Raw genomic sequence first — 26,243 nt, forward strand, 5'->3', positions numbered from 1 at the left:
GAAGGAAAGCGGGCCGCTGTCCGGCCCACAGCATCGCTGTCTTGGCCTTACCGGCTCTCGTCCTCGCCGGCCGCAACGCTGATTCGCGCGCCGGCCTCGGCGAGCGCCGCGGCGATGTCGCGCGGCGGCGTCCGGTCGGTGGCGAGTTCGGAGAAGCCGTCGAAGCCGCAGACCCGGACCAGCCCCTGGCGGCCGAACTTGCTTTGATCGGTGATCACCACAGAGCGCTGGCCGCGCGACAGCACCATGCGGGCGAATTCCGCTTCTTCCAGATCGTAGTCCATCAGGCCGGCGACGGCGTCGACCGCGCCGATGGAGATCACCGCATGGCTGACGGAGAAGCGGCTGACGAAGTCGATGGCCGAGACGCCGAAGGCGGCGCCGGAATCACTGCGCAACTCGCCGCCGGCCATGTAGACCTTGTTGCCGTTGACGGTGGCCAGCGTGCGGGCGATGTCGGACGAATTGGTGACGACGGTAAGACGCCGGTGGCCCAAAAGTTCGCGAGCGAGGAACGAGGTGGTCGTGCCGGTGTCGAGCATGACAGACTCGCCGTCGCGGATTGTGGCGGCGACCATGCGGGCGATGGCACGCTTGGCGTCGGCATTCTCGCGCATGCGCCGCTCGAACGGCGCCTCGCCGGCCATCGCCGACAGGCTGACGGCGCCATGCATCTTCAGGATCGACCCGTCATGGGTGAGCGGTTTGACATCGCGGCGAACGGTCTCCAGCGAGACTCCCAGCCGGTCGGCCAGGCTCGCGATGGTAATGATGCCCTCCTCGTTCAGGAGCCGCAGGATCTCGCCATGCCGTTTCGAATGGATCATATATGGGTTTCCAGGATTTTGACCGATTCTAGGGCAATCCTGCCGTTTTTAAAGGAAATGCTCATATTTTCGGGCAAAACACCCAAAAAAAGTCACAGCTTTTGATTGACAGCCGATCAACACTGGCGTGAGATCAAGGGCATGACAGGCTCGGAACTGCCAAATCGGGGCAGAACCGCAATTGACCGGCCAGACAGCCCGGAATGGGCCTGGCGCAAGGAATTTTCAGATCCGCGGGGGCGGATGCCGGGGTCACAAACCTGGCCAAGGGGCTCGTCGGTGCGGTGCGGGATACCGGTCCTGGCGTCCCGCACCGACGAGAATTTTGCATTACCAATCTCCATCGCGCGCTGTCTGCGGCGGTTTGTCGAAGCGCCGCCGAACCAGGGATAGACCGTGACCATTGAAGACCGCATCCGCGCCCTGCCCTGCTGGACCGGCACGATCGACATTGAGCCGCTGCCGGGAGGACTGAGCAACGCCAACTATCTGGTCAAGGATGGGGCCGGCCGGCATGTCGTGCGCTTCGGCCAGGATTTTCCGTTCCACCACGTCTTTCGCGAGCGCGAGGTGATGACCTCGCGCGCGGCGCATGCCGCGGGCTTCGCGCCGGCGGTGCGCTACTCCGAGCCGGGCATCATGGTGACGCAGTATCTCGGTGCCAGGACCTATACGGGCGAGGACGTGCGCGCCAATATCGGCCGCGTCGCGGCACTGATGCGCGGCTTCCACCGCGAAATGCCTAGCCATATTTCCGGCGCCGGGTTCATGTTCTGGGTGTTCCACGTCATCCGCGACTATGCACGCACGCTGGAGGACGGCGGCAGCCGCAAACGCGACGAGTTGCCCCGCTACCTGGCGCTGGCAGACGAGCTGGAGCGGGCGCAGAAGTTGCTGCCGATCGTCTTCGGCCACAACGATCTTTTGCCGGCCAATATTCTCGACGACGGCAGCCGCCTGTGGCTGATCGACTTCGAGTATGCCGGCTTCAACACGGCGATGTTCGACCTTGCGGGCGCCGCCTCGAATGCCGGGCTTAGCGACGACGAATCCTTCGCCCTGCTCACCGCCTATTTCATGAAGGAGCCGGACGACGCGATCCGCCGCTCGCACGCCGCCATGCAGTGCGCCTCGCTGCTGCGCGAGGCGATGTGGAGCATGGTCTCCGAGCTCTATCTTGACGCGCCCGGCATCGACTACGTCGCCTACACCGAGGAAAACCTGACGCGGCTGGCGACGGCGCTGGAAAGCTACCAAACGAAATACGGAAGGCTGACCCCATGAGCCTGCCCGGCCACGCCGGAATCGTCGTCATCGGCGGCGGCATCATCGGTTGCTCGACGGCCTATCATCTGGCGCGCGACCACAAGGCCGATGTCGTGCTCTTGGAGCAAGGCAAGCTGACGTCGGGCTCGACCTGGCACGCGGCCGGGCTGGTCGGCCAGCTGCGTTCGTCGGCCTCGATCACACGTGTGCTGAAGTATTCTGTCGAGCTCTACAAGGGACTGGAGGCCGAGACCGGGCTCGCCACCGGCTGGAAGATGACCGGGTGCCTCAGGCTGGCCACCAATGCCGACCGCTGGACCGAGTTCAAGCGGCTGGCGACGACGGCGAAGAGCTTCGGCATGGACATGCAATTGCTGTTGCCGGCCGAGGTAAAAAAGATGTGGCCGCTGATGGAGACGGGCGATCTCGTCGGCGCCTCCTGGCTGCCGACCGACGGGCAGGCGAGCCCCTCCGACATCACGCAGTCGCTGGCCAAGGGCGCGCGCATGCATGGCGCGAAGCTGTTCGAGGAGGTGCGCGTCACCGGCTTCGACATGAAGGACGGCCGCATCGTCGCGGTGAAGACCGACAAGGGCGACATCGCCTGCGACAAGGTGGTGAACTGCGCCGGGCAATGGGCCCGCCAGGTCGGCGCGATGGCCGGCATCAATGTGCCGCTGCAGCCGGTCAAGCACCAGTACGTCATCACCGAAAAGATCGAGGGGCTGGCGACCGACGCGCCGACGATACGCGACCCCGACCGCCGCACCTATTTCAAGGAAGAGGTCGGCGGGCTGGTGATGGGCGGCTATGAGCCGAACCCGCAAGCCTGGACGACAGGCGACGTTCCCAATGACTGGGAATTCCGGCTGTTCGACGACGACTACGATCATTTCGAGCAGCATATGGCGCAGGCGATCGAGCGTGTGCCGGCATTGGCCCATGCCGGCGTCAAGCAGATGATCAATGGGCCGGAAAGCTTCACGCCGGACGGCAATTTCATCCTGGGCGCGGCACCCGAATGCGCCAACATGTTCGTCGGCGCCGGCTTCAACGCCTTCGGCATCGCGTCGGGCGGCGGCGCCGGCTGGGTGCTGGCGCAATGGGTGGTCGACGGCGAGGCGCCGCTCGACCTCTGGGTGGTCGACATCAGGCGCTTTTCCAACCTGCACCGCGATCGGCAATGGGTGCGCGACCGCACGCTGGAAGCCTACGGCAAGCACTACACGATCGGCTTTCCGCATGAGGAATATCTGTCGGGCCGGCCGCGCATCGTCTCGCCGCTCTATGAGCGGCTGAGGCAGCACCGCGCCGTGTTCGGCTCGAAGCTCGGCTGGGAGCGGCCGAACTGGTTCGCGCCCGACGCTGTGGAGCCGCAGGACATTTACTCCATGGGCCGGCAGAACTGGTTCCCGGCGGTCGGCGAGGAACATCGGCATGTGCGCGAGAAGGTTGGCATCTTCGACCAGTCGTCCTTCGCCAAATACGAGATGACCGGCGCGGATGCCCTGAAAGCGCTCGACTGGATCTGCGCAAACGACGTCAACAAGCCGGTCGGCCGGCTGACCTATACGCAACTCCTCAACACGCGCGGCGGCATCGAGGCGGACCTGACCGTCTCTCGGCTCGGCGAGGACAGGTTCTACATCGTTACCGGCACCGGTTTTCGCACGCATGATCTGTCATGGATCGAGGACCATGTCGGCAAGGGGCTCGACGTGGCGCTGAAGGATGTCACTGAGGATTTCGGCACGCTGACACTGATGGGGCCGCGCGCCCGCGACGTGCTGTCGGCAGTGACCGACGCGGATGTCTCCAACGCCGCCTTCCCGTTCGGCCATGCGCGCGAGATCACGATCGTCGGCCACACGGTCAAGGCGTTGCGCGTCACCTATGTCGGCGAACTCGGCTGGGAACTGCATGTGCCGATCGCGGCGACCGGCGAGGTGTTCGACGCGCTGATGGCGGCAGGCGAGGCGCACGATATTCGCCCGATCGGCTACCGGGCGCTGGAATCGCTGCGGCTGGAGAAAGGCTACCGCGCCTGGGGTTCCGACATCACGCCCAACGACACGCCGCAGGAGGCTGGCCTCGGCTGGGCGGTGAAGCTTCGCAAGAACACCGACTTCGTCGGCCGAAGGGCACTAGAGAACGCCGCCGGCGAGGCGCTGAAGAAACGCTTTGCCGGCTTCACTGTCGACGACCCCGCGATCGTGCTGGTCGGACGCGAGACCATCCTGCGCAACGGCGAGCCGGTCGGTTACCTCACCAGCGGCGGCTATGGCTACACGCTGGGAAGGAACATCGGCTACGGCTATGTGCGCGACGCAGCCGGCGTGGGCGACGATTTTCTCGCCTCCGGCGACTATGAGCTGGCGGTGGCGATGGAGCGGACGCCGGCAAAGATCCATCTCGAGCCGCTGTACGATCCGGCCGGGGAAAAGATCAAAGCCTAGGGCCTCAGATCACGCGCAGGACTAGGCCGCGGCTGGGCACGGTGTCGGCCTCGCCGGGCATTGAGACATAGGGCGCGGTCTCTTCGACGCGGCCGACCGTGCGCCCTGCCTCGAGCGCGGCGACGCGCTTAGCAAAGCCGGCCTCCCACAGCGTGTTCTTGACCGTCAGCACGATCACCCCGCCCGGCCGGCAGATGCGGATCAACTCGTCCAGACCCTCGGCGCCGACATGGCCTGAAGTGAAGACGCCTGCCGAGACGATGCCGGCATAGGCGTTGTCCGCGAAGGGCAACGGTCCACCCATCGCCAGGCAGTGAAGCGCCGTGTAGACGCCTTTGGCGGCAGCCCTGTCCAGCATGCCTTGCGAAATATCCAGCGCCTCGACCTCGGGGTAACCAGTGATGGCAAGCCATTCGCCGATCAGGCCGGTGCCGGCCCCGGCATCGAGCAGCGGCGCGGCGCCGCGCGGTAGATGGCGGGCGATCAGCGCCAGGCAGATCGTCGGATGGCGATAACCGGCCGCCGACATGTCGGCGTCGTAGGTCTCGGACCAGCGGTCGTAAAGTGCTGCCACCTCTTCCGGCCGCTTCGCCGCGTAGGCCGCGGTGAGCGGTCCAAGATGCTTGCTGTCTGCCATCTTTCTGTTGCCGCCGCCTGATCGAGTCGACTTTGATCGGATGATAGCCAAATGGCGAAAATTGTGGAACCGTTCCTCCATAAACAAGGTGTGAAGGTAAACACGGGGGCATAGTGATGGACGAGGCACGCGCGGCATTGGCCGCGATTCCGGTGCTGGCGGGCTACCAGGGACCGCTGGAACGGCTCGGCGGCCTGACCAATCTCGTCTACAGGGCCGGCGATCTTTGCCTGCGCATCCCCGGCAAGGGCACAGAGGAGTATATCAACCGCGCCAATGAGGCGGTGGCGGCGCGCGAGGCGGCCAAGGCCGGCGTCAGCCCCGAGGTGCTGCATGCCGACGCGGGAACTGGTGTGCTGGTGACCCGTTATGTCGCCGGCGCCGAGACGATGTCGCCGGAGAAGTTCAAGACCAGGCCCGGCAGCCCGGCACGCGCGGGGGAAGCCTTCCGCAAGCTGCACTCATCCGGCGCGATGTTTCCCTTCCGCTTCGAGCTGTTTGCGATGATCGACGACTATCTCAAGGTGCTGTCGACCAAGGATGTCGCGCTGCCCGAAGGCTATCACGACGTGGTGCGGGAGGCCGACAGCGTGCGGGCGGCACTTGCAACCCACCCCATTCCCATTGTCGCCTGCCACTGCGATCCGCTGTGCGAGAATTTTCTCGATACGGGCGACCGGATGTGGATCGTCGACTGGGAATATTCGGGCATGAACGATCCGCACTGGGACCTCGGCGATCTCTCCGTCGAAGGCAAGTTCGACGCCGCGCAGGACGAGGAATTGATGCTCGCCTATTTCGGCCGCGCGCCGAAGCCCGCCGAGCGCGGCCGCGTCGTCATCTACAAGGCCATGTGCGACCTTCTCTGGACGCTGTGGGGGTTGATCCAGCTCGCCAACAACAATCCGGTCGACGATTTCCGCGCCTATGCCGACGGCCGCTTCGTCCGCTGCAAGGCGTTGATGGAGACGGCAGAGTTCTCGTTGCACCTTGCGGCGATACGCAAGGGTTAGCCGCCAGAACTGCGAGCCCTAGTTCACGCCCTTCGGCACGTTCTCTGGGGGAACCACCGTCTCCACCACCTTCTGGCGATGGAAGATGAAGATGCCGGCAAGCACAACAATCGCCGAACCGGCCAGGATGCGGGGGCTCGGCACGTCGCCGAAGAAGGCCAGCCCGAAGACGATCGCCCACAGAAGCAGGCTGTAATGCAGCGGCGCCAGCGTCGAGGCCGGCGCCAGCTTCAGCGCCCTGGTGATCATCAGGTGCGCGGAGCAGGAGACGACGCCGAGCAGCAGCAGGGCGCCGAGATCGAGCGCGGACGGTGTGCGCCAGGCGCCGATGGTCAAGACCCCACCGACCAGCAGCGTGCCGATCGTCTGCCAGGTGACGAGCGTGGTGTCGCTGGTGCCGCGCAGGCGACGGTTGAGGATGATGGCGAAGGCGAAAGCGATGCTGCCGATCAGTGCATAGGCCGACGACAGCGAGAAGGCGGCCGAGGAAGGTTTCAGGATGACCAGCACGCCACAGAAGCCGACCACGATCGCCAGCCAGCGGCGCCAGCCGACCTTCTCGCCGAGCAGCAGATGCGAGAGCGCGGCGACGTAGATCGGTCCGGCCATGTAGAAGCTCATCACGTCGGCGAGCGGCAGGTAGACGACGGCGGCATAGAACAGCCCGGTGTCGAGCGTGGTGGCGACAACGCGCAGAAGCTGCAAGACCGGCCGCTCCATATCGAACAGCTTGCCGGGCCCTTGGCTGACGATCATCGGGCCAAGCACGATGAAAGCGCCGATCGAGCGGACCAGCACCACCTGGCCGACGGAGAAGGAAGCGACCAGCCATTTGCCCATCGCATCGTTCAGCGCGAACATGAAATCGCCAGCCAGCATCAAGAGGATGCCGGCGAGGAGAACGTTCCTGATCGTGAGGTTGCGGGCGAGCGATGGAGCCATACCGGCTCCCTAGACGCAAGCAGCCGGTTTGACGAGCGGAATTCGGGCAATCGGTAAGACCAGCGCCGGGAATCGGCTGGCGCTACGCCGATGTGTGCCGCCGGTTCACCTGTGACGGCCGGCCGGCAATCGACAGGCGCGTCTCCTGTTTGGTCCGTTCCGCCACCACCTTGCCCCGGGCGATAACGCAGAGGCGATCGGGGCGCAGGCGCACGGCCTCGATCGGATTGCCGGCGTCGAGTACCACGAGGCTCGCCCGCTTGCCGACGGCAAGCCCGAGGTGGTCGAGGCCCATGATGGCGGCATTGACGTTGGTGACCATGTCGAAACAGCGCGCCATGTCGGCAGGGCTCGACATCTGGGCGACATGCAGGCCCATGAAGGCGACGTCGAGCATGTCGGCGGTGCCCAGCGAATACCAGGGGTCGAGCACGCAATCCTGGCCCCAGCCGACGCGGATGCCAAGCGCCAGCATCTCCTTCACCCGGGTCAGGCCGCGTCGCTTGGGGAACGTGTCGTGGCGGCCCTGCAGCATGATGTTGATCAGCGGATTGGGGATCGCCGACACGCCGGCCTCGGCGATCAGCGGCAACAGCTTGGAGACGTAGTAGTTGTCCATCGAATGCATGGAGGTGAGGTGCGAACCGGCCACCCTGCCCTGCAGGCCGAGCCGCTCGGTCTCATAGGCAAGCTGTTCGATGTGGCGCGACAGCGGATCGTCGGTCTCGTCGCAGTGCAGGTCGACCATCAGACCGCGTTTGGCGGCGATTTCGCAGAGCTCGGTTACTGAGCGCGTGCCGTCGGCCATGGTGCGCTCGAAATGCGGGATGCCGCCGACAATGTCGACGCCGAGATCGAGCGCGCGGATGGTGTTTTCACGAGCCGTCGGCGACCGGTAAAGCCCGTCCTGCGGGAAGGCGACGAGTTGCAGGTCGATATAGGGCGCCACCGTCTTCCTGACGTCGAGGAGCGCTTCGACCGCGAGCAGCCGGTCGTCACAGACATCGACATGGGTGCGGATGGCAAGCAGCCCCATCGACACCGCCCAGTCGCAATAGGCGAGCGCCCGTTCCCGCACCGCCTCATGCGTCAACAGCGGCTTCAGCTCGCCCCACAGCGCGATGCCTTCGAGCAGCGTGCCCGACGCGTTGATGCGCGGAATGCCGTAGGAGAGCGTGGCGTCCATGTGGAAATGCGGGTCGACGAAGGGCGGCGAAACCAGATTGCCACGCGCGTCGATCACGTCCCCTGCCTTGGCGGCGAGTTCGGGCTCGATCGCCGCTATCGTCTCGCCGGCGATGCCGATGTCGGCAACCCTGCCATCAGGCAGCGTGCCGCCGCGCACGATGAGGTCGAAATCCATCTGCGTCATCCCCTGAAGAATCAGCTTGCCGTCGTGGCGCAAAAGACACCCTGCCACGGTCGTTTCGTTCCGCAAGTGCGAAAGGTTCCATCCGGCGGCAACTCGCTCTATAAGCCGCCTCTCGCCCTCGTGGCGAATCCGAAGTTCGTTTCAGCCAGGCATGGGATCGGCCGATTGTTTCGCTTCTTCCGCTCGACGGAAAACCAGCGCCTCATCGCGAGGCTGGTGAGGGAATCCTTCCACGAGCACAAATTCGGCTATGGCGCCGCCATACTGTCGATGCTGGTGGTTGCCGCCACGACCGGCGCCAGCGCCTGGATCCTGAAAGAGATCACCAATGAATTCGTGATCTATAAGAGGCTCGACCGCGTCAATCTGATCGCGGTCGGGGTCGCGGTGATCTTCCTTCTCAAGGGCGTCGCCAATTTCGTCCAGGCCTATTTCATGAGCCGCGTCGGCAACGCCATTATCGCCGACCGTCAGCGCAAGATCTATGACCGCATCCTGGCGCAAGGCATAGAATTCTACCATGCGACCTCGTCGTCCGATCTGATCACCCGCATGACCAACAATGCGCAGGCCGCGCGCAGCGTGCTCGACCTCGTCGTCACGTCTTATGTGCGGGACCTGGTGACGCTGATCGTGCTGGTATTGGTCATGATCTGGCAGCAGCCGGCGCTGTCCCTGATCTGCTTCGTCATCGGGCCCGTGGCCATCTATGGCGTCAACCGGATCCTGAAGCGCGTCCGCCAGATTGCCAAGATGGAATTCCGCTCGCTCGGCCAGATCGTGCATGTGATGCAGGAGACGGCCGTCGGCGTGCGTGTCGTGAAGTCCTTCAATCTCGAGGGCGCGATGCGCAAGCGCATGTACACGGCGGTTTCCGATGTCGAGAGCCGCGCCAACAACATAGCCACGCTGGAAGCCGCCACCAGTCCGGTGATGGAAACGCTCGCCGGACTGGCGATCGCCGGCGCGGTCTTTGTGAGCGGTTTCCTGGTTTTGCAGGGCGGCCAGATGCCGGGCAACATCATGGCCTTCATCGGGGCACTGCTGCTCGCCTATGAGCCGGCGAAGCGCCTGGCGCGCGTGCGCATTTCGCTGGAGACCGGCATCGTCGGCGTGCGCATGATGTTCCAGCTCGCCGACCGGCCGCTGACCCTGGCCGAAAAGCCCGACGCGAGGCCGCTGCGGGTTGGGCCCGGCGAAATCCGCTTTGAGGATGTCAGCTTCGCCTACCCGGAAAGCCAGCCAGTCTTCGAGGGCTTCAACCTCACGCTCGCGGCGGGCAGGATGACGGCGCTGGTCGGCCCTTCAGGCAGCGGCAAGTCGACGATCCTCAACCTGATCATGCGCATGTACGACCCGCAGGACGGCAAGGTGCTGTTCGACGGCCAGGACATCTCCCATGCGACGCTCGCCTCGCTCAGGGGAAAGATCGCCTATGTCAGCCAGGACACTTTCCTGTTTGCCGGCACCGTCATGCACAACATCCGCCTCGGCCGGGAGGACGCGACCGACGCGGAAGTGATGGCCGCCGCCAAGGCGGCCAACGCGCATGACTTCATCACCGCCATGGCCAAGGGCTACGAGACGGAGGTGGGCGAGAACGGCTCGCTGCTGTCCGGCGGCCAGCGCCAGCGGATCTCGATCGCGCGCGCCATGCTGCGCGACGCCGAGATCCTGCTGCTCGACGAGGCGACCAGCGCGCTCGACGCCGAGTCGGAGGCGCTGTTCCGCGACGCGCTGCAGCAGCTCACTGTCGGGCGCACGACGATCGTCATCGCGCACCGTCTGTCAACGGTGCACCAGGCCGACACGATCGTGGTGCTGGAGGGCGGCAAGGTGGTGGAAAGCGGCCCGCACAAGGTCCTGCTCAAGCAGGGCGGGGTGTATCAGAAACTTTATGAGTATCAGCTGATGCCATAACGGAGTGCGATTGTGCGCGCAGCTCGGCTCATATCCTTTCTACGATCGGCCTTGTTGGGCACCCTTGCCGTGCGATCTCCTGCAATGGCCCTCGACTACGACAAGGCGCGTCACCTCGACGCGGAAAATCTCGCCGAACAAGGAATGGCGACGACCTATCAAGAGGTTTTGCCCGAGCTTCGGCAGTATGTGAAAAACCCGACCGCAATCGAGGAGAGCGTCGACACACACACGACCAGATATGCCGTGCGCGCAGCCGGGCAGGAATACGTGTTATACGCTCCGGACGTTCCGGAAAGCGAGGGCAGAAGCTGGGGTACGGCCACCTACGTGTTCTTCAAGATCATCAACGACCAACTCGCCGGTTCGGACGTGCGCTTCTATGCGCTGAACGGCGGAAATGATCTTTTCGGCATCTTCCTGACGCCGCAGCAAGCGGAGGACGCAAAGCGATCGCTGCCAACCCGAACGGATTGGCCCTATCTTCCGGATGCGGAATGGCCTTGGTACGGCCAGTACCACTAACCTCGATCGATCACTCCGGCACGACCCGCACCGCCCCCTTGTCGGCGCTGGTGGCGAAGGCAGCGTAGGCACGCAGCGCGGTCGTCACCTTGCGCTTGCGCTTTTCCTCCGGCTTCCAGGCATCCGCGCCTTTTGCCGCCATCGCCGCGCGGCGGGCGTCGAGCTCGGCGTCGCTGATGGCAAGGCGGATGGTGCGGGTGGGGATGTCGATCTCGATCCTGTCGCCGTCCCGGACCAGGCCGATCGCGCCGCCTTCAGCGGCTTCCGGCGAGACATGGCCGATCGACAGACCCGACGTGCCGCCCGAGAAGCGGCCGTCGGTGATCAGCGCGCAAGCCTTGCCGAGGCCTTTCGACTTCAGGTAGCTGGTCGGGTAGAGCATTTCCTGCATGCCGGGTCCGCCGCGCGGCCCCTCATAACGGATGACGACGACATCGCCCGCCTTGATCTCGTTGCCGAGGATCGCCTTGACCGAGGCATCCTGGCTCTCAAAGACCCGGGCCGGACCGGTGAATTTCAGGATCGATTCATCGACGCCGGCGGTCTTCACGATGCAGCCGTCGAGGGCCAGATTGCCTTTCAGCACGGCAAGGCCGCCGTCCTTGGAGAAAGGCGTCTCAGCCGAGCGGATGACGCCCTTCTCGCGATCAAGGTCGAGCTCGTCCCAGCGGCGGTCCTGGCTGAAGGCGACCTGCGTCGGCACACCGCCGGGAGCGGCGAGGAAGAAATCGCGCACGTTCGCAGCGGAGGTGCGGGAAATGTCCCAATGGTCGAGCGCTTCGCCGAGCGTCGCGGTGTGGACCGTCGGCAGATCGCGGTTGATCAGCCCTGCGCGGTCGAGCTGGCCGAGGATGGCCATGATGCCACCGGCGCGATGGACGTCCTCCATGTGCACGTCGGACTTGGCGGGCGCCACCTTGCAGAGCACCGGCACCTTGCGCGACAGACGGTCGATGTCTTCCATGGTGAAGTCGACGTCGCCCTCATGCGCGGCGGCGAGGATGTGGAGCACCGTGTTGGTCGAGCCACCCATGGCGATGTCGAGCGCCATGGCGTTCTCGAACGCGCCCTTGGAAGCGATGCTGCGCGGCAGCGCGCTTTCGTCGTCCTGCTCGTAGTAGCGCTGGGCGAGATCGACGACCAGATGGCCGGCCTCGACGAACAGGCGCTTGCGGTCGGCGTGGGTGGCGAGCGTCGAGCCGTTGCCGGGCAGCGACAGGCCGAGCGCCTCGGTCAGGCAGTTCATCGAATTGGCGGTGAACATGCCGGAGCAGGAGCCGCAGGTCGGACAGGCCGAGCGCTCGATGACCTTGACGTCCTCGTCGGAGATCTTGTCGTCGGCGGCCGCGACCATGGCGTCGACGAGGTCGAGCGCCTGTGCCTTGCCGGCCAGCACCACCTTGCCGGCTTCCATCGGCCCGCCGGAGACGAAGACGGTCGGGATATTGAGGCGCAGCGAGGCCATCAGCATGCCAGGGGTGATCTTGTCGCAATTGGAGATGCAGACCATGGCGTCTGCGCAGTGCGCGTTGACCATGTATTCGACGGAGTCGGCGATCAGCTCGCGCGACGGCAGCGAATAAAGCATGCCGTCATGGCCCATGGCGATGCCGTCATCGACGGCGATGGTGTTGAATTCCTTGGCGACGCCGCCTGCCTTCTCGATCTCGCGCGCGACCAGCTGACCGAGATCCTTCAGATGGACATGGCCTGGCACGAACTGGGTGAAGGAGTTGACCACGGCGATGATCGGCTTGCCGAAATCACTGTCCTTCATGCCGGTGGCGCGCCACAGGCCGCGGGCGCCGGCCATGTTGCGGCCATGGGTGGTGGTGCGGGAACGATAGGCGGGCATTGACCTGTCCTTAATGTCATATCGCGTCGGGAGGGCGCGGAAAGCCGGAATTGAGCCGCAGGCCTTATATACGTCGTCGGCTGGTCTGGCCACGCTTTTGCGATGCGCCAGGTTTCGCCAGAAAAATCGCACGGTGCTGTCGGATCGCGCCCGATTCGACCGTCCTTGGGCCAACGGCAGGGACTAAGGCACCAAACGCCTGGTCAGCCGTTTCATGGTGAAGCAGCCTTCAGAAAACCAGCCCAGAGGAGCAAGACATGCAAAAGATCACCACCTGCCTGTGGTTCGACGGCCAGGCCGAAGAGGCGATGAACCACTACGTCTCCATCTTCAAGAATTCAAAGGTGCTGAGCGTTATGCGTTGGCCCGAGGGGCACGCAGATGAGGGCAAAGTGCTGTTGACCACGTTCGAGCTCGACGGCGTGCCGTTCCAGGCGCTCAATGGCGGCCCCTACTTCAAGTTCAACGAGGCGATTTCGCAGTCGATCGACTGCAAGACGCAGGAAGAGGTCGACTATTTCTGGGAGAGACTCACCGAGGGCGGCGAGCCCGGCCAATGCAGCTGGCTAAAAGACAAGTTCGGAGTGTCCTGGCAGGTCGTGCCGGAGCAGTTGCCGCGGCTGCTTCAGGATCCGGACAGGGCCAAGGCCGGCCGCGTAATGTCGGCGATGATGCAGATGGGCAAGATCGACATCGCCAAGATCGAAGCGGCAGCCAGGGGCTGAACCGCGCGAGGCCGATCGCTCCAGCTCGAGAGTGGTTCACCGTTTCACGGAACGGAGAACCATCTCTTTGTTTGACGCAATTGCGGGCGCAAGGCTACGGCGAAGTCGGCGAGCCCAACCGTTTCACGATTTTTCTGGAATTTGCCCCAGCCGCTACGAAGAACGGCCGGCCGGCACTGTTGTGTCGGGCCCGGTCGGTTGCTGGATCAGACCATGTTCCCAAAGGATTTGCGCAATACGCCGGCCAACCACGACGAGCGATTGCTGCTCCTTCAGGAACGCGAAGCCGCGCCGCGCACGCGCCTCGGCATCCCCGGGCGAAGCGTAGACCATGCGCAAGGCCTCGACTGCGGCGTCGGCGTTCGCCGTCGCCCAGACCTGACCTTTGGTCTGCACATATTCGCCGTGGCGAACCGGCTCCAAGGCATAGGCGACGGGATATCCGGTCAGTTCATTGATGAAGTCGGTCGTGCCGCCATAGTCGGTGGCCACCACAGCCTTTCCGGCCGCGAGCGCCTCGGCGGCGCCAAAGCCGAAGCCTTCGGAGCGATGGAGCGAGATGAACGCGTCGCATCCCCTCATCAGCGAATCCACGCCCATGCGATCAAGCGTGTGGTCCACAATCTGGATCCGGTCGTCTTGCGCGGCCATGTCGCCAAGCCACTGCCGCAGCCCTTCATCGCGCTCGCCGCGCGTTTTGACGATGAGCTCGACATCACGCTTCGCCGATGGGAAGGCGGCGCGGAAGGCGTTAACCGCGGCTTGAGGGTTCTTGCGCGCGACGTAGGAGTCAAAGTCCAGATAGGTGAAGAAGCGCAGCGTTGCGCGGTCGGAGCGGGGTGCCGGCACATGCAACGGGAGCCGCACGGGCTGCGGCACGTGCTTCAGGATTATGCCTGAGAGTTCATCGAAGGCGGACGCCACGAAGCGCGAAGGCGCCCACACCTCGTCGAAATCACGGATCGCGGCATGCCACTCCCGCGGGATCCTTCCGAGCTCCCAAAACGGAAACAGGATGTTCAACCGGCCGGGCGCGATGTCCTGGCGATAATGCTCGGTGGCCGCGAGACCGGTAACGACGAGCTGAGCCTTGCGGTCGACCACGGGGTTGGACTTGGTTGCGAATTCGGCGTCGTTCTCGCGCCCTGGCAAAGCAAGGGCGCGAGACGAAACGGGTAGACGCGCCGCGTCGCAGGCATAGACAATGTTACGTGCCGCCTGGCCCAGTCCAATCTCGGAGCACAGATATCCGCTGACGCACAGGCCGTCCTCTAGATTTCGCGGGAAGGGGATGACCCTATGCTCGGTGAGCTTCGTCCGCACCGCCTTGAGATGGGGGTCCTCGAAGCCGTTGCGCAAAAGGTGCGCGATCGGATTGTCGTGGCCCGGCCGGAACCCAGGAGCCAGAGCGGCATAGGTTTCGATATCGATCCCGTTCGCCGGCTTCCGCCGTTCGCGCCAGCCATGGTTCATATAGTGCGCGAACGGATCGATGCCGCTCATGGCGACATCCTTGTGGGCAGTCAAATACCACTCCGGGTCGAAGACGCCGGCCAGCTCGGCCAATGCCTGAAGATGCCGATGCTCCCATTCGATGCCCAGCACCCCCTGCATCTGCTGCCGCCGCGACAGGACGGCACGCCGAACGTAGCGAACGACCCTTCGCGCAAAATCCTTGATCGTCACGGATTGCCCACCCTGTCAGTCCACGGAAATCCGGCTTGCGGCCGATCGCCCATATCTACATGCGGATTGCAAAAGGGATCCTGATCCACGGCCTCGCGCCAACGCTCCGCTATCAGGCGCATGCTCGCGATACGCATCCTCAGCACCTCAGGCGTGGCTTCGGAACCTCGCGTCGCGGATTCGCGGTGGATGATCCCATCTGTCGGTAGCGCAATGACCCTGAAGCCCTTCAGCCGCGCACGCAGACAATAGTCGACATCGTTGTATTCAACAGGCAGGCAGACCTCATCAAACCCGCCGATCTCATGGAAAACGGTTCGCCGCGAGGCGACGATGGCGCCCGTCACGGCCTGATAATTACGCACGGTGCGCATGGCATGCAGATAGCCGTCCGCATTTCCCGGCGCGCCTCGCAACACATGCTGCGCCAGCACGGGATGCTCGCTGTGCGAGCCGGGTTGCAGAACAATGCCCGCATGCTGCACCGAGCCATCCGGGTACAACAGGCGGGCTCCGACGACACCGACTTCGGGGCGCATGGCGTGCGCAACCATCAATTCCAACTGACGAGGGTGTGTGATCTCGACATCATTGTTCAACAGGACCACAACGTCCGCGGTCGCGGCCGCCACGCCCATATTGACCATGCGAGAGAAATTAAAGCGGCCATGGACCCTGACGATACGGGCGCCGTGCTTCTCCTGGAGTTCCGCGTAGAGTGCCAGCGTAGCCGGGTCGGTGCTTGCGTGATCCACAATGACGAGCTCGGGCGAAAGGTTCTCCAAGGCTTTCACAAACCCCACGCAACGCTTCAGCAGTTTGGGCTGGTCACGGTTGGGAATAACGATCGCCACGGACCGAGGCCGAGGGAGACGCATATCCGCTGGTTCCGCCGAAGGACGCGGCAAAGCAGTGGGAAGATGCATGACGGTCTCGGTGAGATGACCGACCGCGAGAGGCCCACTCGCCAGGGTACGGAGCCAACCGTGCAGGGAATTCGGGCGCTCGGCCGAGCGCCGGGAGAAGATGAGTTTTCGCGAAGCCATGAAGGCCGTGCCGACATAATCCATTGAAACAATCAGATCAGGGTCCCAGCCTGGCAGAAAACAAGGCTGCGGGACCGCCCCGGCATCGCGGCGATCGTGATCGCAGACGATCAGGTCCGGCATCGGTGTCCCGCGCAACGGTGAAAGCATGCGATTCAGGAGAGCGAAGGCATCCGTATCGAACGTCGTGCCAGCGGCCGCGAAGCCCAAATGACTGCCGCGCCACAGATGATCGTGCGCCGGATCCGACAACAGGTTCAGCGCATCGAGCGTCGGCTCCGCGAACAGGCCACGCAGGCTTGTAAAGTCGTCCACATCCGGCAAGTCGATCTCGTGGACACCGGCAACCACGATCTCGATATTGCGATAGGTCTGACCAAGCAGCGAAGAGAGCGTATGCGACAGGGTCTCGCGGCTCGCCGAAGCCGCGTCATGGATCAACACGGTAATCAAGTGATTCCACGTGCGCTGCTGGCCGGCCAACGCCGTCCTTTCGGCCAGCCTGGATTGCCGCCAACTGTCGTAGCCCGCCGATAGGGTGGCGTCTTCCCGCCTGCTCATACTATCGGACTCTCCTGAGTTTGCGTCGGCCTGCCTGCGCTTGCCGGTTGTTGCTGTTGCCGAAAGAGATCGATCACTACAGCTTTTCTAGAACCACCATGTCCTGATAATCGAGCGCACCACGCGGGATATACTGGCAGACACGCAGAAATTTCGACCAATGATCGAATACATACCGCACGCTGTGGAAGGCGGAGTGGTAGAAGTCGGGGAAGTCAGCGCCCCACTGGTCATCCTTGGTAAAGAAAAGCCCTCGTGTATAGAAGATGTCGGCAACCTGCTCGCGAAGCGGCGACTCCGGCGGAATCCCTCCGAAAAACTGATCGAATGCATGCTGTCCGTGAACCGTGAGCGTGACAACACCACCCGGGCGAAGGACGCGCGCCAACTCCGCAAGCCAGGCATCCTGGTAGTCCGCATCAAGATGCGACATCACACTGTGGTTGAAGATCAGGTCGAATGAGCCATCGCCGTATGGAAGCGGAGGCAGGCCTTGCGTAAGGCTCGTCTCAATCCACGGCATATGCGCCGAAACCCATTCGATCGCTTCGGCGTCGATCTCGTTTCCGTACAGCTTGCGAGGCAAGGCGGGCACGGGCAGATGCCGCAAGATGCGGCCGCAGCCGCAACCCCACTCGAGGATATCGTTGAAATCCCCGTACGACTTTCGGATGGACGCCAAGGCCCGCTCCAGATCGCGCAAGGACTTTGCCCCCGACTCCACGAACCAGTCGCTGGCGTCGGTGCCCGTGACCTTGTAACGCAACCGCGGCGGAGGGAGCTGGATTTCCGGGGCTGCTGCTTCGGGCCCCTGGTTTGAACTCCCGGTTGTCGAAAACACGAAACCTCCCCTTCGCATCACAACAGCATCGCGCTTCGGCGATGCACCGCGGTTGTTATGGACCGATCAGATGACAATGGAAATCCCAGAACATCCGACAGAATCGTCGACCTGCTCCAAGTATTTGTTTTTGCGCATATGGGGACCGTGACCGGCCTGGCATCGTGTCGGCGCGCCAAGGGACCCGCCGTCACGCCGCCTTGTCGCGGACCTGATAGTCCTTCACCGCGGCGAAGCGGATCGCCTTCCAGCGCTCGGCCTCGTAGTTGAGCGAGAAGGTGTGCTGGGCGAGGAAGACCGGATCATTGTCGAGATCGCGGGCGATGTCGCCGCGATGCGCTTCGACGAAGCGCTGCACCTCGGCCCTGTCGTCGGCCGAGATCCAGCGGCAGACCGAAAAGCGCGACATCTCGAAATCGACCGGCAATGTGTACTCGATGTTCAGCCGCTCCTTCAGCACGTCGAGTTGCAGGGCGCCGACGACACCGACGATGGCCGGCGAGCCGTCCTCGGGCGAGAACAGCTGCACGACGCCCTCCTCGGCCATCTGGTGCAGCGCCTCCTTCAGCTTCTTGGCCTTCATGGCATCACCGAGGCGCACCCGGCGCAGGATTTCCGGCGCGAAATTGGGCACGCCGCGGAACAGGATTTCTTCGCCTTCGGTGAGTGTGTCGCCGATGCGCAGCGTGCCGTGGTTGGGGATGCCGACGACGTCGCCGGCGAAGGCCTCGTCGGCGGTAACGCGGGTGCGGGCGAAGAAGAACTGCGGCGCCGACAGGCTCATCGGCTTGCCGGTGCGCACCAGCTTGGCCTTCATGCCGCGCTCCAGCTTTCCGGAGCAGACGCGCACGAAGGCGATGCGGTCGCGGTGGTTGGGATCCATGTTGGCCTGGATCTTGAAGACGAAGGAGGTCATCTTCTCCTCGGTCGCTTCGACCTTGCGGCTGTCGGCCTCCTGCGCGCGCGGCGGCGGCCCGAAGGCGCCGAGCGCCTCGATCAGGTCGCGCACGCCGAAATTGCGCAGTGCCGAGCCGAAATAGACCGGGGTTAGATGGCCCTCGCGGAAGGCGTCGATATCGAGCGGGCGGCAGGCCTCGCGCGCCAGCTCCAATTCCTCGATGAAGTCGTTGCGCTCGTTCTCCGGCAGGAGACCGGCGACGCGGTTGGAATCGGGGCCGTTGACCGGCGTGCGCTCCTTCTCGTCGTCGCTCTTACGCACTGCGTTCAGCGCCAGGTGATAGGTGCCCGAAAAGGTCTTGCCGCGGCCGATCGGCCAGGTGACCGGGGCGGTGTCCAGCGCCAGCTTCTGCTCGATCTCGTCGAGGATCTCGAACGGATCGCGGCTCTCGCGGTCCATCTTGTTGACGAAGGTGATGATCGGGATATCGCGCAGGCGGCAAACCTCGAACAGCTTCAGCGTGCGCGGCTCGATGCCCTTGGCGGCGTCGATGACCATGACGGCGGAATCGACCGCCGACAGCGTGCGGTAGGTGTCGTCGGCGAAATCCTCGTGACCGGGCGTGTCGAGCAGGTTGAAGACATTGTCGTCATACTCGAAAGTCATCACCGAGGTGACGACCGAAATGCCGCGCTCGCGCTCGATCTTCATCCAGTCGGACCGGGTCTGGATGCGGTCCTTCTTGGCCTTGACCTCGCCGGCAAGCTGGATGGCGCCGCCGAACAAGAGCAGCTTTTCGGTGAGCGTGGTCTTGCCGGCGTCGGGGTGGGCGATGATCGCGAAGGTGCGACGGCGCGATACCGCGTTTTCGATGTCTTCTGCCAAGTCGTGGAATCCTGTCTGTGGCGCGGGCTTCTAGCAGCGCTTTTCCGGCCTGTCGACAGTTTCGGGCCGATCGGTCCGAGGCGACCGGAAATCGGCCGCGCAGATCAGTTCCACAGCCAGCCGCGACCATCCTTGCTGCCGTAGCGGGTGACCAACGCGATCTCGGAGCGATCAATGCCGATGTCGCGCAGCAGGTGGTCCGGAAATTCGTGAAGCCGCGCCCGGTCCCTGCGAATGCGGATGATGCGGGCGAAGGCTCCGACGCCGAAACGATCGATGGCCGTCACGAAGAAGCGCCAGCCGAAGGGCCGATCGACGGTGAATTCCAGTTCTTCAAGGGATGACATTGTCGTGTTTCCTTCTGTTTGAACGATGGCAGATCGGGAGGGCCATGCAATGACCCTCCCGATGCGGTGCCGGGTCTTGGCTGCGTCAGGACTGATCGTTGGCGCAGCTCACATAGGGGTTCCAGTCGGCGAACATGCCGGCCGGATTGTGCCGCCAGTGCCAGACATGCAGCTCGTAGTAGGGCTCCACCGGATGGACGCCCACGGTCGTCTTGCGCTGCAGGGTGCGGCCGAGGAACTCGGGAACGCCCTTGCCCTTCCAGTCCTTCTCGAAGACGATGTACTCCATGCCGACGAGCTGCATGGAGCCGTCCGGCTCCGGCTCGTAGGTCAGCACGTCCGGCTCGCTGAGCACGAGCTTGCCATCGCCGGCACGGACCGGATGGATGAAGTGGACCCCCATCGTGCCGTGCTCGTCATGCGTCGTGCATTCGAAGAGTTGCTGGTAGCCTTCGGCCTTGGCGACCTCGATATTGACGTACCTGGCCGCCATTTCCCGAGACCGGTTCAGCACCGGATCCGGCGTATCATGCGCATCCGCGGTGCCGCAGGCGAACGCGGATGCCCAGATGGCGCCGGACAGCGCCGGGCCGAGGACGAGGTTTGCGAAGAGTTTCACCACCCGTTCCTCCCCGTCAGGCGCTGGCGTGCGCCGTCGTCGGATCGAACAGGCGCTTCACCTGCGTGATCTTCGTCGCCGGGAAGCCGCTCATCTTGGCGTGGCGCTGGATGATCGCCTCGTCCTTGGCGAGATAGACGCAGAAGGTCTTGTCGTCGGTGACGAACGACTCCACCCACTGGATCTCCGGACCAAGTTCGGCGAGCACGGCGTTCGACGCCTTGGACGCGTCGCGAAGCTGCTCGCGCTCGAAGGTGCCGACCTTGGGAATGTCCCGTTCGATGATGTACTTCTGCATTTCCGTAATCTCCTCATCTTGGGTTCAAATGCCGGCGGGCGACCGACCAGGTCGCTGCCGGTGACATGCCCGGGCTTGCTAGGCTAAAGTGCCGCTTGGCTCGCCAGGCACGGGAAGAATGACAGAAGGGGCGGCCGACAGTCCTTACGCCGCGCTTATCTTCTCCTGATCCTTTGCCCATTGTCGTTGGAGGGAATGCTGCCGATGGGGATCTATTGCTTCGGCGACTTCGAGCTGAACGAGGAATCCCGCGCCCTTCGCCTCGCCGGCAGGGAGGTCGAGGCGCAGCCGCTGGTCTTCGACTTCCTCGCCATGCTGCTGCGAAATCAGGAGCGGGCGCTGAGCAAGGACGAACTGCTCGAAACGCTGTGGCCGGGCGTCACGGTGACGGAGGCCTCGCTGCAGCGCGTGGCGAGTCTCGCTCGCAGTATCCTTCGCCAGGGCGGAATTGAAACGGCGCTGCGCAACCTGCCCCGGTTTGGCTACCGGATCTACCTGGATTCACCTGCCGCTCCGGAAAACAAGATCGTTCCGGCCGGCGAGGTGAGCAAGCCTTCGAGCCCCGGCTCGCCAATCCTTTTGGCACGCGCGGCCGTTGCGGCCAGAAAATGGCGTGAGGCCGCGGCCTCCTTCGCCGAAGCAGACGCCACCGACGAGTTGTTGACGGCCGATCTCGAAGAATGGGCCTTGGCACTGGAGTGCATGGGACGGCCGGCGGAAGCCATTCCGCTCCTGGCGCGCGCGGTGACGGAGTACGGCGTCGCCGGCGAACGCCTGCGCGCGGCTTCTCCGGCAATCACCCTTGCCATGATCCATCTGGAAAGAGGAGAGCTTGCCGCCGCCAATGGCTGGCATAAGCGAGCCGCGCAGTTGATCGATGGCGCCACCGAGAGCAGGGAGCATGGCCTCTGGTGCTGGATGGGCGCGCGCATCAAGGGCGCGGAAGCCGAGCCGGAGCACGCGCTTGCGCTCGCCGAGCAGGCTTTCGAGGTCGGCAAGCAGCTCGAGGATCCGGTCGTCGAGTCGCTCGGTCTCATCTATCGCGGCTTCTTCAAGCTTTGCCTTGGGGAAACAAGGTCCGGGCAGGAAGACCAGGATTTTGCCGCAGCGCTTGGTCTCTCCAGCGATGTCGACCCGATCGTCGGCGGTATCCTCTACTGCAACATTCTCTGGGCCTGCCGAAATTTCGGCGACTGGGCGAGAGCCAACCAATGGACCCTCAGCTACGAGGGTTGGTGCAGAGGACACGGGCTGGAAGAACTCACAGGCTCGTGCCGGCTGCATCGGGCCGAGGTGCTCGGCGTCCATGGCACGCTGAAAGAGGCGGAGACGCTGGTGCGTGCCGCGCTCGACCAGCTTGCGCTCGACGCGCCTTGGGCCACTGGCGATGCGCTGCGCGTCCTGGGTGACATTCATCTTGCCGCCGGCGATTTCGCCGAGGCAGAAACAGCCTATCGCGCGTCCCACGCCGCGGGCTGGGACCCGCAGCCCGGCCTTGCGCTGCTGCAGCTCGAGCAGGGACAGGCGGAGGCCGCTTTCAGCGCGCTCGAGCGGTCCCTGGTTGGGAACCGCTGGCCAACCCTGCAGCGGCGCGGCATGGTCCTTGCCACGCTCGCCAAGGTGGCGGCGCGGACCGATCGGCTGGAGCGCGCGAAGCAGGTGATCGCCGAACTGGAAAGCGAGCCGCAACGTTGGCCGATGGCCTCGATCCGGGCGCTGACTGCCGAGGCCAAGGCGGAACTGTTCATGCGGGAAGATCGCCTTGTGGAAGCGGCGTGGGAGCTGCAGACCGCATGCTCGCGCTGGGCCGAGATCGGCTCGCCGACCAACTGCGCGGACGCCAGGCTTTCGCTCGCGGCGCTGCTTATCCAGCTGGGTGACCGCACCGGCGCGGAGCTGGAGCTCGGCACGGTGCTCGCGGTCGCGAAGAAAGTCGACTCGCCGCGCCTCATGCGGCGGTACGACGAGTTGAAAGGGCTGCTCGCCGGCGCCAAGAGAGAGGCGCTTGGGTAGCGCATAGACTCTCGCTTGAGGTTGGCTCGGTGCGATGGCATGACGGGAAACCCCAATGGAGCCCGGCATGAGCAGCGCGAAAGAAGTCATCGTCATCGGCGCCGGCATCATCGGTGCCTCGATCGCCTGGCATCTGACGGGAGCCGGGGCGCGGGTGACGGTGATTTCGGGTAGCGGCGCGGATGGCGTCGCGACACCCAATTCGTTTGCCTGGATCAATGCCAGCTGGGGCAACCCCGAGACCTATTTCCGGCTGCGCCGGCGCGCCATGGCCGAATGGACAAGGCTGGCGAAGGATCTGCCCGGCCTGCCGCTCGCCTGGTGCGGCGGCCTGTGCTGGGACATGCCGGCGGACGAGCTGGAGGCCTATGCGGCCGAGCATTCCTCCTGGGGCTACGGCATCGAGCGCGTCGGCCGTGATCGGGTGGCCCGCATCGAGCCCAATCTTACCGAGCTTCCGGAGCTTGCGCTCTATGTGGCGGAGGAAGGCGTCGCCGAGCCGGTTGCCGCCACCAGGGCGCTGCTGGCCGATGCCGAGCGGCGCGGCGCGAAGTTGGCAACCGGAACCGTCACCGCCCTGGCGCGATCCAATGGCAAGGTCACGGGCGTGGAGATGTCCGGCGAGCAGCTTACCGCCGACGAGGTGGTGATCGCGGCCGGCGCTGGAGCTCCGGGGATCGCCGAAACAGTCGGGGTCAAGCTGCCGATCGAAACACCGCCCGGCCTGATCGTCCATTCGCGCCCTTACAAAACGCTGCTCAACGGGCTGGTGCTGGCCGAGCGGCTGCACATGCGCCAGACGGCCGAGGGCCGGATCATCGCCGGCTCGGATTTCGGCGGCGCCGATCCGGGCGAGAATGCGGAGGACACGGCGCGCGAGCTGTTCAAGGCGACGAAGGCGATGCTGCGCGGCGCCGAGGGGCTGGAACTCGATTTCCACACGGTCGGCTACCGGCCGACCCCGGTCGACGGCTTCCCGATCATCGGCCGCGCCGAGGGGGTGGACGGGCTCTATGTCGCCGTCATGCATTCCGGCATCACGCTGGCGCCGGCCGTCGGTCTCTTTGCCGCGCGCGAAATCCTGGACGGCGAGCGCGATCCATTGCTTCAGTCTTACAGGCTTGGCCGCTTCTCTTAATAGCCGGTCGGCCTGCGAAAGCCCCCAGCGAGTGGCGCCATCGCCGCGGCAATGCCGAGCAGCCGCGATTCCGACCAGCGACTGCCGACCAACTGCAGGCCGATGGGCAGGCCCTCGCTGCCGTACCCGCCGGGTATCGTCAGCGCCGGATGGCCGGAATAATTGAACACCGCGCCATAGGCCGGCAGCATCCAATAGCTTTCCTCTCTGCCGTTGACCTCGATCGCCGTTCCCGGCGCGCAATGCGGGAAGGCAGTGGTCATGGCGACCGGGCAGAGCAGCGCATCGCAGCTTTCGAAGAACCTGTCCCAGGCGAGAATCGAGCGGTCGCGCCGGGCGAGCGCCGCGAACCAGCGCGAGACAGGCGTCGGTTGGTCCGGCGGGTCCGGCTGCGCGGCCTCCAGCATCATGCCGATCAGCGCGCCGCCCTCGGCCAGATCGTCGTGCAGATCGAGCCTGGGCAACTTTGCCTCCTCGACCATGGCGCCTGCCGATCCGAGCTTCTCGCCAAGCTTTTCGACGGCGGCGCTGATCTCGCCAGCCACCGGGAAGCCAGGGAAGGACGTGGCGACGGTGATGCGCAGCGAACTGACGTCCGGCGTCTCCGTAGCCTCGACCGGCACCGGCGCAAGGTCGGTGTCGCCTTCGTCCGGTCCGGCGATGATCCGGTAGATCAGTGCCAGGTCCTCGGCGCTGCGCGCCAGCGGGCCGAGGCACGACATCAGCCGGACGCTGCGCACCGTCCCGCCCGGATCGGGAAAAGCGCCGGCCAGCGAAACACGGTGCTCGGTCGGCTTCAGGCCGTAGACACCGCAGAAGCCGGAAGGCAAGCGGATGGAATCCTGCATGTCGGTGCCGACCTCGAACGGCGTCATGCCCGTGGCAACAGCCGCCGCTGCGCCACCGCTGGAGCCGCCGGCGGTGCGCGACAGATTCCAGGGGTTGCCTGTGCGGCCGAACAGTGGATTGTCCGATTGCCAGTCGCTGAGCATGGTCGCGACATTGGTCTTGCCGATCAGTATTGCGCCAGCCGCCTTCAGCCGCGCCACGACCGGGCTGTCCTTTTTCGCCACATAGTCGGCAAACGGCGGGAAGCCGACCGTGGTCTTCATGCCGGCCGTGTCGTGCGTGTCCTTCAGGGTGAAGGGCACGCCGTGCAGCGGACCCAGCGCGTCGCCGCGCGCCAGCGCAACGTCCGCCTGCCTGGCGCGCTCGCGAGCCCCTTCCCTGTCGAGGGTGACGATGGCGTTGACCGCCCCGTTGCCCCTGTCGATCTGCGCAAGATGCGCATCCAACGCCTCGGCGGCCGAGATTCTACGCGCGGAGATCGCGGTGGCGAGCTCGATGGTCGAGGCGAAGGCGATGTCCATGACGAATGCTCCGACTTGCTGGCCGCGCCTGCTGATCAAGATGGCGGACTGTGGCGCGGCTTCAAGCCGAGTTCAGCATCCGAGGATCGGCCTCGCTTGATCGGGATTGCGCTGGCATTCGCGGCGGGATGGTTCAGCCGGCCAGCGCCAGCTCCGCCAGAGCCGGAGTAAAGGGCCGAACGACCATGCCATCGCGTGCAATGGTGACGAAGCTCGATGGCGGGATCGTCTGCCACTCGCCGCCTTCGCGGTCGAAGGGCTCCGAGACGATGCAGCGGCCCCTGCCAAAGGCCGAGGTGTAAAGCGTCGGCGCATGATCGTCGGTGGCGTAGCGCACGGCGTAGAGCGCCTTGCCGTCCGAGAAGGCGGCGGTGAGCTTCAGCGCCGGGTCCAGACCGGCGCGGCGCGAGGCGTCGAGCACGCGATTGGCGGCTCGCGTTGCCGCGCCATGCGGGTCGCGCGACAGGCCCTCGTCGATCATCAGCAGGAAGAACAGCTCGGAATCGGTGCTGCCCGAGCGCCGGTCGTAGACGGCGTCCGAAAGCGAGTTCTCCGTCCGCGGCGTATCCTTTCGAAGCCGTGGATCTGGCCGTTATGCATGAACGACCAGCGGCCGGAAATGAACGGGTGGCAGTTCACGCGGCTGGTGCCGCCACCGGTCGAGGCGCGGACATGGGCCAGGAAAAGGCCGGATCTGATCTGCTGGCACAGGCTCTTCAGGTTAGGGTCTGACCAGGCCGGCAGAATATCGCGATAGAGCCCAGGCTCGGGCCGGCCGCCATACCAGGCCAGACCGAAGCCGTCGGCATTGGTCGGCGATTTCGCCTCCCGCGCGTCGCGGCTCTGAACGATCAGCGAGTGTGAAGGTGCGGTGACGATCTCTTCAAGGAATATCGCTTCGCCGAGATAGGCGGCCCATCTGCACATTGTTGCGTCATCCTCTCTTGCGCATCCAACCGGGGCCGCGAATGAAAACCATTCGCCGCCGGTGAGGCGCCAGAGA

Annotated in this window: 21 protein-coding genes and 1 pseudogene; 8 read left to right on the plus strand and 14 right to left on the minus strand. The window is 64.6% G+C overall.

Annotation, left to right across the window (positions count from 1 at the left end):
- Positions 1–47: 47 nt before the first annotated feature.
- Positions 48–827, minus strand: a complete 780-nt coding sequence (locus EN745_RS03370) for a DeoR/GlpR family DNA-binding transcription regulator (protein WP_127420538.1) — start codon at positions 825–827, stop codon at positions 48–50.
- A gap of 396 nt (positions 828–1,223) precedes the next feature.
- Here EN745_RS03370 and EN745_RS03375 point away from each other — a divergent pair, with 396 nt between their 5' ends.
- The gene (locus EN745_RS03375) at positions 1,224–2,111 is read left to right on the plus strand and encodes a phosphotransferase family protein (protein WP_127420539.1); all 888 of its coding nucleotides are present in this window, start codon (positions 1,224–1,226) and stop codon (positions 2,109–2,111) included.
- Positions 2,108–4,549: an FAD-dependent oxidoreductase gene (locus EN745_RS03380; RefSeq protein WP_127420540.1), complete on the plus strand. Its 2,442-nt coding sequence runs from the start codon at positions 2,108–2,110 to the stop codon at positions 4,547–4,549. The genes EN745_RS03375 and EN745_RS03380 overlap by 4 nt, the downstream gene beginning before the upstream one ends.
- Before the next feature lie 4 nt (positions 4,550–4,553).
- Here EN745_RS03380 and EN745_RS03385 read toward each other — a convergent pair whose 3' ends face one another.
- Positions 4,554–5,186 (minus strand): methyltransferase domain-containing protein, encoded by a 633-nt coding sequence (locus EN745_RS03385; RefSeq protein ID WP_127420541.1) that lies wholly within the window; start codon positions 5,184–5,186, stop codon positions 4,554–4,556.
- A gap of 110 nt (positions 5,187–5,296) precedes the next feature.
- Here EN745_RS03385 and EN745_RS03390 point away from each other — a divergent pair, with 110 nt between their 5' ends.
- A complete protein-coding gene (locus EN745_RS03390) occupies positions 5,297–6,199 on the plus strand; it encodes a phosphotransferase family protein (protein ID WP_126056775.1) in 903 nt (300 codons plus the stop codon).
- 18 nt (positions 6,200–6,217) lie between these two features.
- On the opposite strand, the gene EN745_RS03395 is transcribed toward EN745_RS03390, so the two are convergent.
- Positions 6,218–7,141, minus strand: a complete 924-nt coding sequence (locus tag EN745_RS03395; protein ID WP_127404748.1) for a DMT family transporter — start codon at positions 7,139–7,141, stop codon at positions 6,218–6,220.
- 82 nt (positions 7,142–7,223) lie between these two features.
- The gene (locus tag EN745_RS03400; RefSeq protein WP_126056777.1) at positions 7,224–8,504 is read right to left on the minus strand and encodes an amidohydrolase family protein; all 1,281 of its coding nucleotides are present in this window, start codon (positions 8,502–8,504) and stop codon (positions 7,224–7,226) included.
- Between the two features lie 174 nt (positions 8,505–8,678).
- Between EN745_RS03400 and EN745_RS03405 the strand changes: the two genes are divergently transcribed.
- Together EN745_RS03405 and EN745_RS03410 are read left to right on the plus strand one after the other, a co-directional pair.
- Entirely contained in the window at positions 8,679–10,433 is a 1,755-nt protein-coding gene (locus tag EN745_RS03405) for an ABC transporter ATP-binding protein (protein ID WP_127420542.1), read from the plus strand.
- Positions 10,434–10,517: 84 nt separating this feature from the next.
- The gene (locus EN745_RS03410; RefSeq protein ID WP_126056779.1) at positions 10,518–10,958 is read left to right on the plus strand and encodes a hypothetical protein; all 441 of its coding nucleotides are present in this window, start codon (positions 10,518–10,520) and stop codon (positions 10,956–10,958) included.
- A 10-nt stretch (positions 10,959–10,968) separates the two neighbouring features.
- Here the strand turns inward: EN745_RS03410 and ilvD are convergent, their stop codons facing one another.
- Complete coding sequence (ilvD, locus tag EN745_RS03415) at positions 10,969–12,813, minus strand: dihydroxy-acid dehydratase (protein ID WP_127420543.1); 1,845 nt, start codon at positions 12,811–12,813, stop codon at positions 10,969–10,971.
- Between the two features lie 257 nt (positions 12,814–13,070).
- On the opposite strand from ilvD, the gene EN745_RS03420 reads away from it, so the two are divergent.
- The gene (locus EN745_RS03420; protein ID WP_126056781.1) at positions 13,071–13,538 is read left to right on the plus strand and encodes a VOC family protein; all 468 of its coding nucleotides are present in this window, start codon (positions 13,071–13,073) and stop codon (positions 13,536–13,538) included.
- A gap of 153 nt (positions 13,539–13,691) precedes the next feature.
- Here the strand turns inward: EN745_RS03420 and EN745_RS03425 are convergent, their stop codons facing one another.
- From EN745_RS03425 to EN745_RS03455, 7 genes are all read right to left on the minus strand, one after another.
- On the minus strand, positions 13,692–15,224 hold the full coding sequence (locus tag EN745_RS03425) for a glycosyltransferase (protein ID WP_127420544.1): 1,533 nt from the start codon (positions 15,222–15,224) through the stop codon (positions 13,692–13,694).
- The gene (locus EN745_RS03430; RefSeq protein WP_127420545.1) at positions 15,221–16,831 is read right to left on the minus strand and encodes a glycosyltransferase; all 1,611 of its coding nucleotides are present in this window, start codon (positions 16,829–16,831) and stop codon (positions 15,221–15,223) included. Before EN745_RS03430 ends, EN745_RS03425 begins: the two co-directional genes overlap by 4 nt.
- Positions 16,832–16,907: 76 nt before the next feature.
- Positions 16,908–17,672 (minus strand): class I SAM-dependent methyltransferase, encoded by a 765-nt coding sequence (locus EN745_RS03435; protein WP_189362941.1) that lies wholly within the window; start codon positions 17,670–17,672, stop codon positions 16,908–16,910.
- A gap of 190 nt (positions 17,673–17,862) precedes the next feature.
- Positions 17,863–19,455, minus strand: a complete 1,593-nt coding sequence (locus EN745_RS03440; RefSeq protein WP_126056785.1) for a peptide chain release factor 3 — start codon at positions 19,453–19,455, stop codon at positions 17,863–17,865.
- 104 nt (positions 19,456–19,559) lie between these two features.
- Positions 19,560–19,802 (minus strand): DUF1127 domain-containing protein, encoded by a 243-nt coding sequence (locus tag EN745_RS03445; RefSeq protein WP_127420547.1) that lies wholly within the window; start codon positions 19,800–19,802, stop codon positions 19,560–19,562.
- A gap of 85 nt (positions 19,803–19,887) precedes the next feature.
- A complete protein-coding gene (locus EN745_RS03450) occupies positions 19,888–20,421 on the minus strand; it encodes a hypothetical protein (protein ID WP_127404755.1) in 534 nt (177 codons plus the stop codon).
- A gap of 16 nt (positions 20,422–20,437) precedes the next feature.
- Positions 20,438–20,719 (minus strand): DUF4242 domain-containing protein, encoded by a 282-nt coding sequence (locus EN745_RS03455; RefSeq protein ID WP_127282471.1) that lies wholly within the window; start codon positions 20,717–20,719, stop codon positions 20,438–20,440.
- A gap of 195 nt (positions 20,720–20,914) precedes the next feature.
- Between EN745_RS03455 and EN745_RS03460 the strand changes: the two genes are divergently transcribed.
- Both EN745_RS03460 and EN745_RS03465 read left to right on the plus strand, forming a co-directional pair.
- The gene (locus tag EN745_RS03460) at positions 20,915–22,732 is read left to right on the plus strand and encodes a winged helix-turn-helix domain-containing protein (RefSeq protein WP_127420548.1); all 1,818 of its coding nucleotides are present in this window, start codon (positions 20,915–20,917) and stop codon (positions 22,730–22,732) included.
- A gap of 67 nt (positions 22,733–22,799) precedes the next feature.
- Positions 22,800–23,870, plus strand: coding sequence for an FAD-binding oxidoreductase (locus tag EN745_RS03465; RefSeq protein ID WP_126056790.1), 1,071 nt, complete (start codon positions 22,800–22,802; stop codon positions 23,868–23,870).
- Here EN745_RS03465 and EN745_RS03470 read toward each other — a convergent pair.
- On the minus strand, positions 23,867–25,240 hold the full coding sequence (locus EN745_RS03470) for an amidase (RefSeq protein ID WP_126056791.1): 1,374 nt from the start codon (positions 25,238–25,240) through the stop codon (positions 23,867–23,869). The two genes, EN745_RS03465 and EN745_RS03470, sit on opposite strands and share 4 nt — an antisense overlap.
- Before the next feature lie 133 nt (positions 25,241–25,373).
- Positions 25,374–26,167: pseudogene (locus tag EN745_RS03475) on the minus strand (class II glutamine amidotransferase).
- Positions 26,168–26,243: the final 76 nt, after the last annotated feature.

Source organism: Mesorhizobium sp. M4A.F.Ca.ET.022.05.2.1 (assembly GCF_003998845.1).
In the GTDB taxonomy this organism is placed as follows: Bacteria; Pseudomonadota; Alphaproteobacteria; order Rhizobiales; family Rhizobiaceae; genus Mesorhizobium.

Bases quoted from the DNA above. Each gene is read 5' to 3' on its own strand.
- EN745_RS03470 (WP_126056791.1), bottom strand. From the start codon at position 25,240: ATGGACATCGCCTTCGCCTCGACCATCGAGCTCGCCACCGCGATCTCC.
- EN745_RS03385 (WP_127420541.1), bottom strand. From the start codon at position 5,186: ATGGCAGACAGCAAGCATCTTGGACCGCTCACCGCGGCCTACGCGGCG.
- EN745_RS03400 (WP_126056777.1), bottom strand. From the start codon at position 8,504: ATGGATTTCGACCTCATCGTGCGCGGCGGCACGCTGCCTGATGGCAGG.
- EN745_RS03410 (WP_126056779.1), top strand. From the start codon at position 10,518: ATGGCCCTCGACTACGACAAGGCGCGTCACCTCGACGCGGAAAATCTC.
- EN745_RS03460 (WP_127420548.1), top strand. From the start codon at position 20,915: ATGCTGCCGATGGGGATCTATTGCTTCGGCGACTTCGAGCTGAACGAG.
- EN745_RS03430 (WP_127420545.1), bottom strand. From the start codon at position 16,831: ATGAGCAGGCGGGAAGACGCCACCCTATCGGCGGGCTACGACAGTTGG.
- EN745_RS03465 (WP_126056790.1), top strand. From the start codon at position 22,800: ATGAGCAGCGCGAAAGAAGTCATCGTCATCGGCGCCGGCATCATCGGT.
- EN745_RS03420 (WP_126056781.1), top strand. From the start codon at position 13,071: ATGCAAAAGATCACCACCTGCCTGTGGTTCGACGGCCAGGCCGAAGAG.
- EN745_RS03395 (WP_127404748.1), bottom strand. From the start codon at position 7,141: ATGGCTCCATCGCTCGCCCGCAACCTCACGATCAGGAACGTTCTCCTC.
- EN745_RS03380 (WP_127420540.1), top strand. From the start codon at position 2,108: ATGAGCCTGCCCGGCCACGCCGGAATCGTCGTCATCGGCGGCGGCATC.
- ilvD (WP_127420543.1), bottom strand. From the start codon at position 12,813: ATGCCCGCCTATCGTTCCCGCACCACCACCCATGGCCGCAACATGGCC.
- EN745_RS03455 (WP_127282471.1), bottom strand. From the start codon at position 20,719: ATGCAGAAGTACATCATCGAACGGGACATTCCCAAGGTCGGCACCTTC.
- EN745_RS03445 (WP_127420547.1), bottom strand. From the start codon at position 19,802: ATGTCATCCCTTGAAGAACTGGAATTCACCGTCGATCGGCCCTTCGGC.
- EN745_RS03370 (WP_127420538.1), bottom strand. From the start codon at position 827: ATGATCCATTCGAAACGGCATGGCGAGATCCTGCGGCTCCTGAACGAG.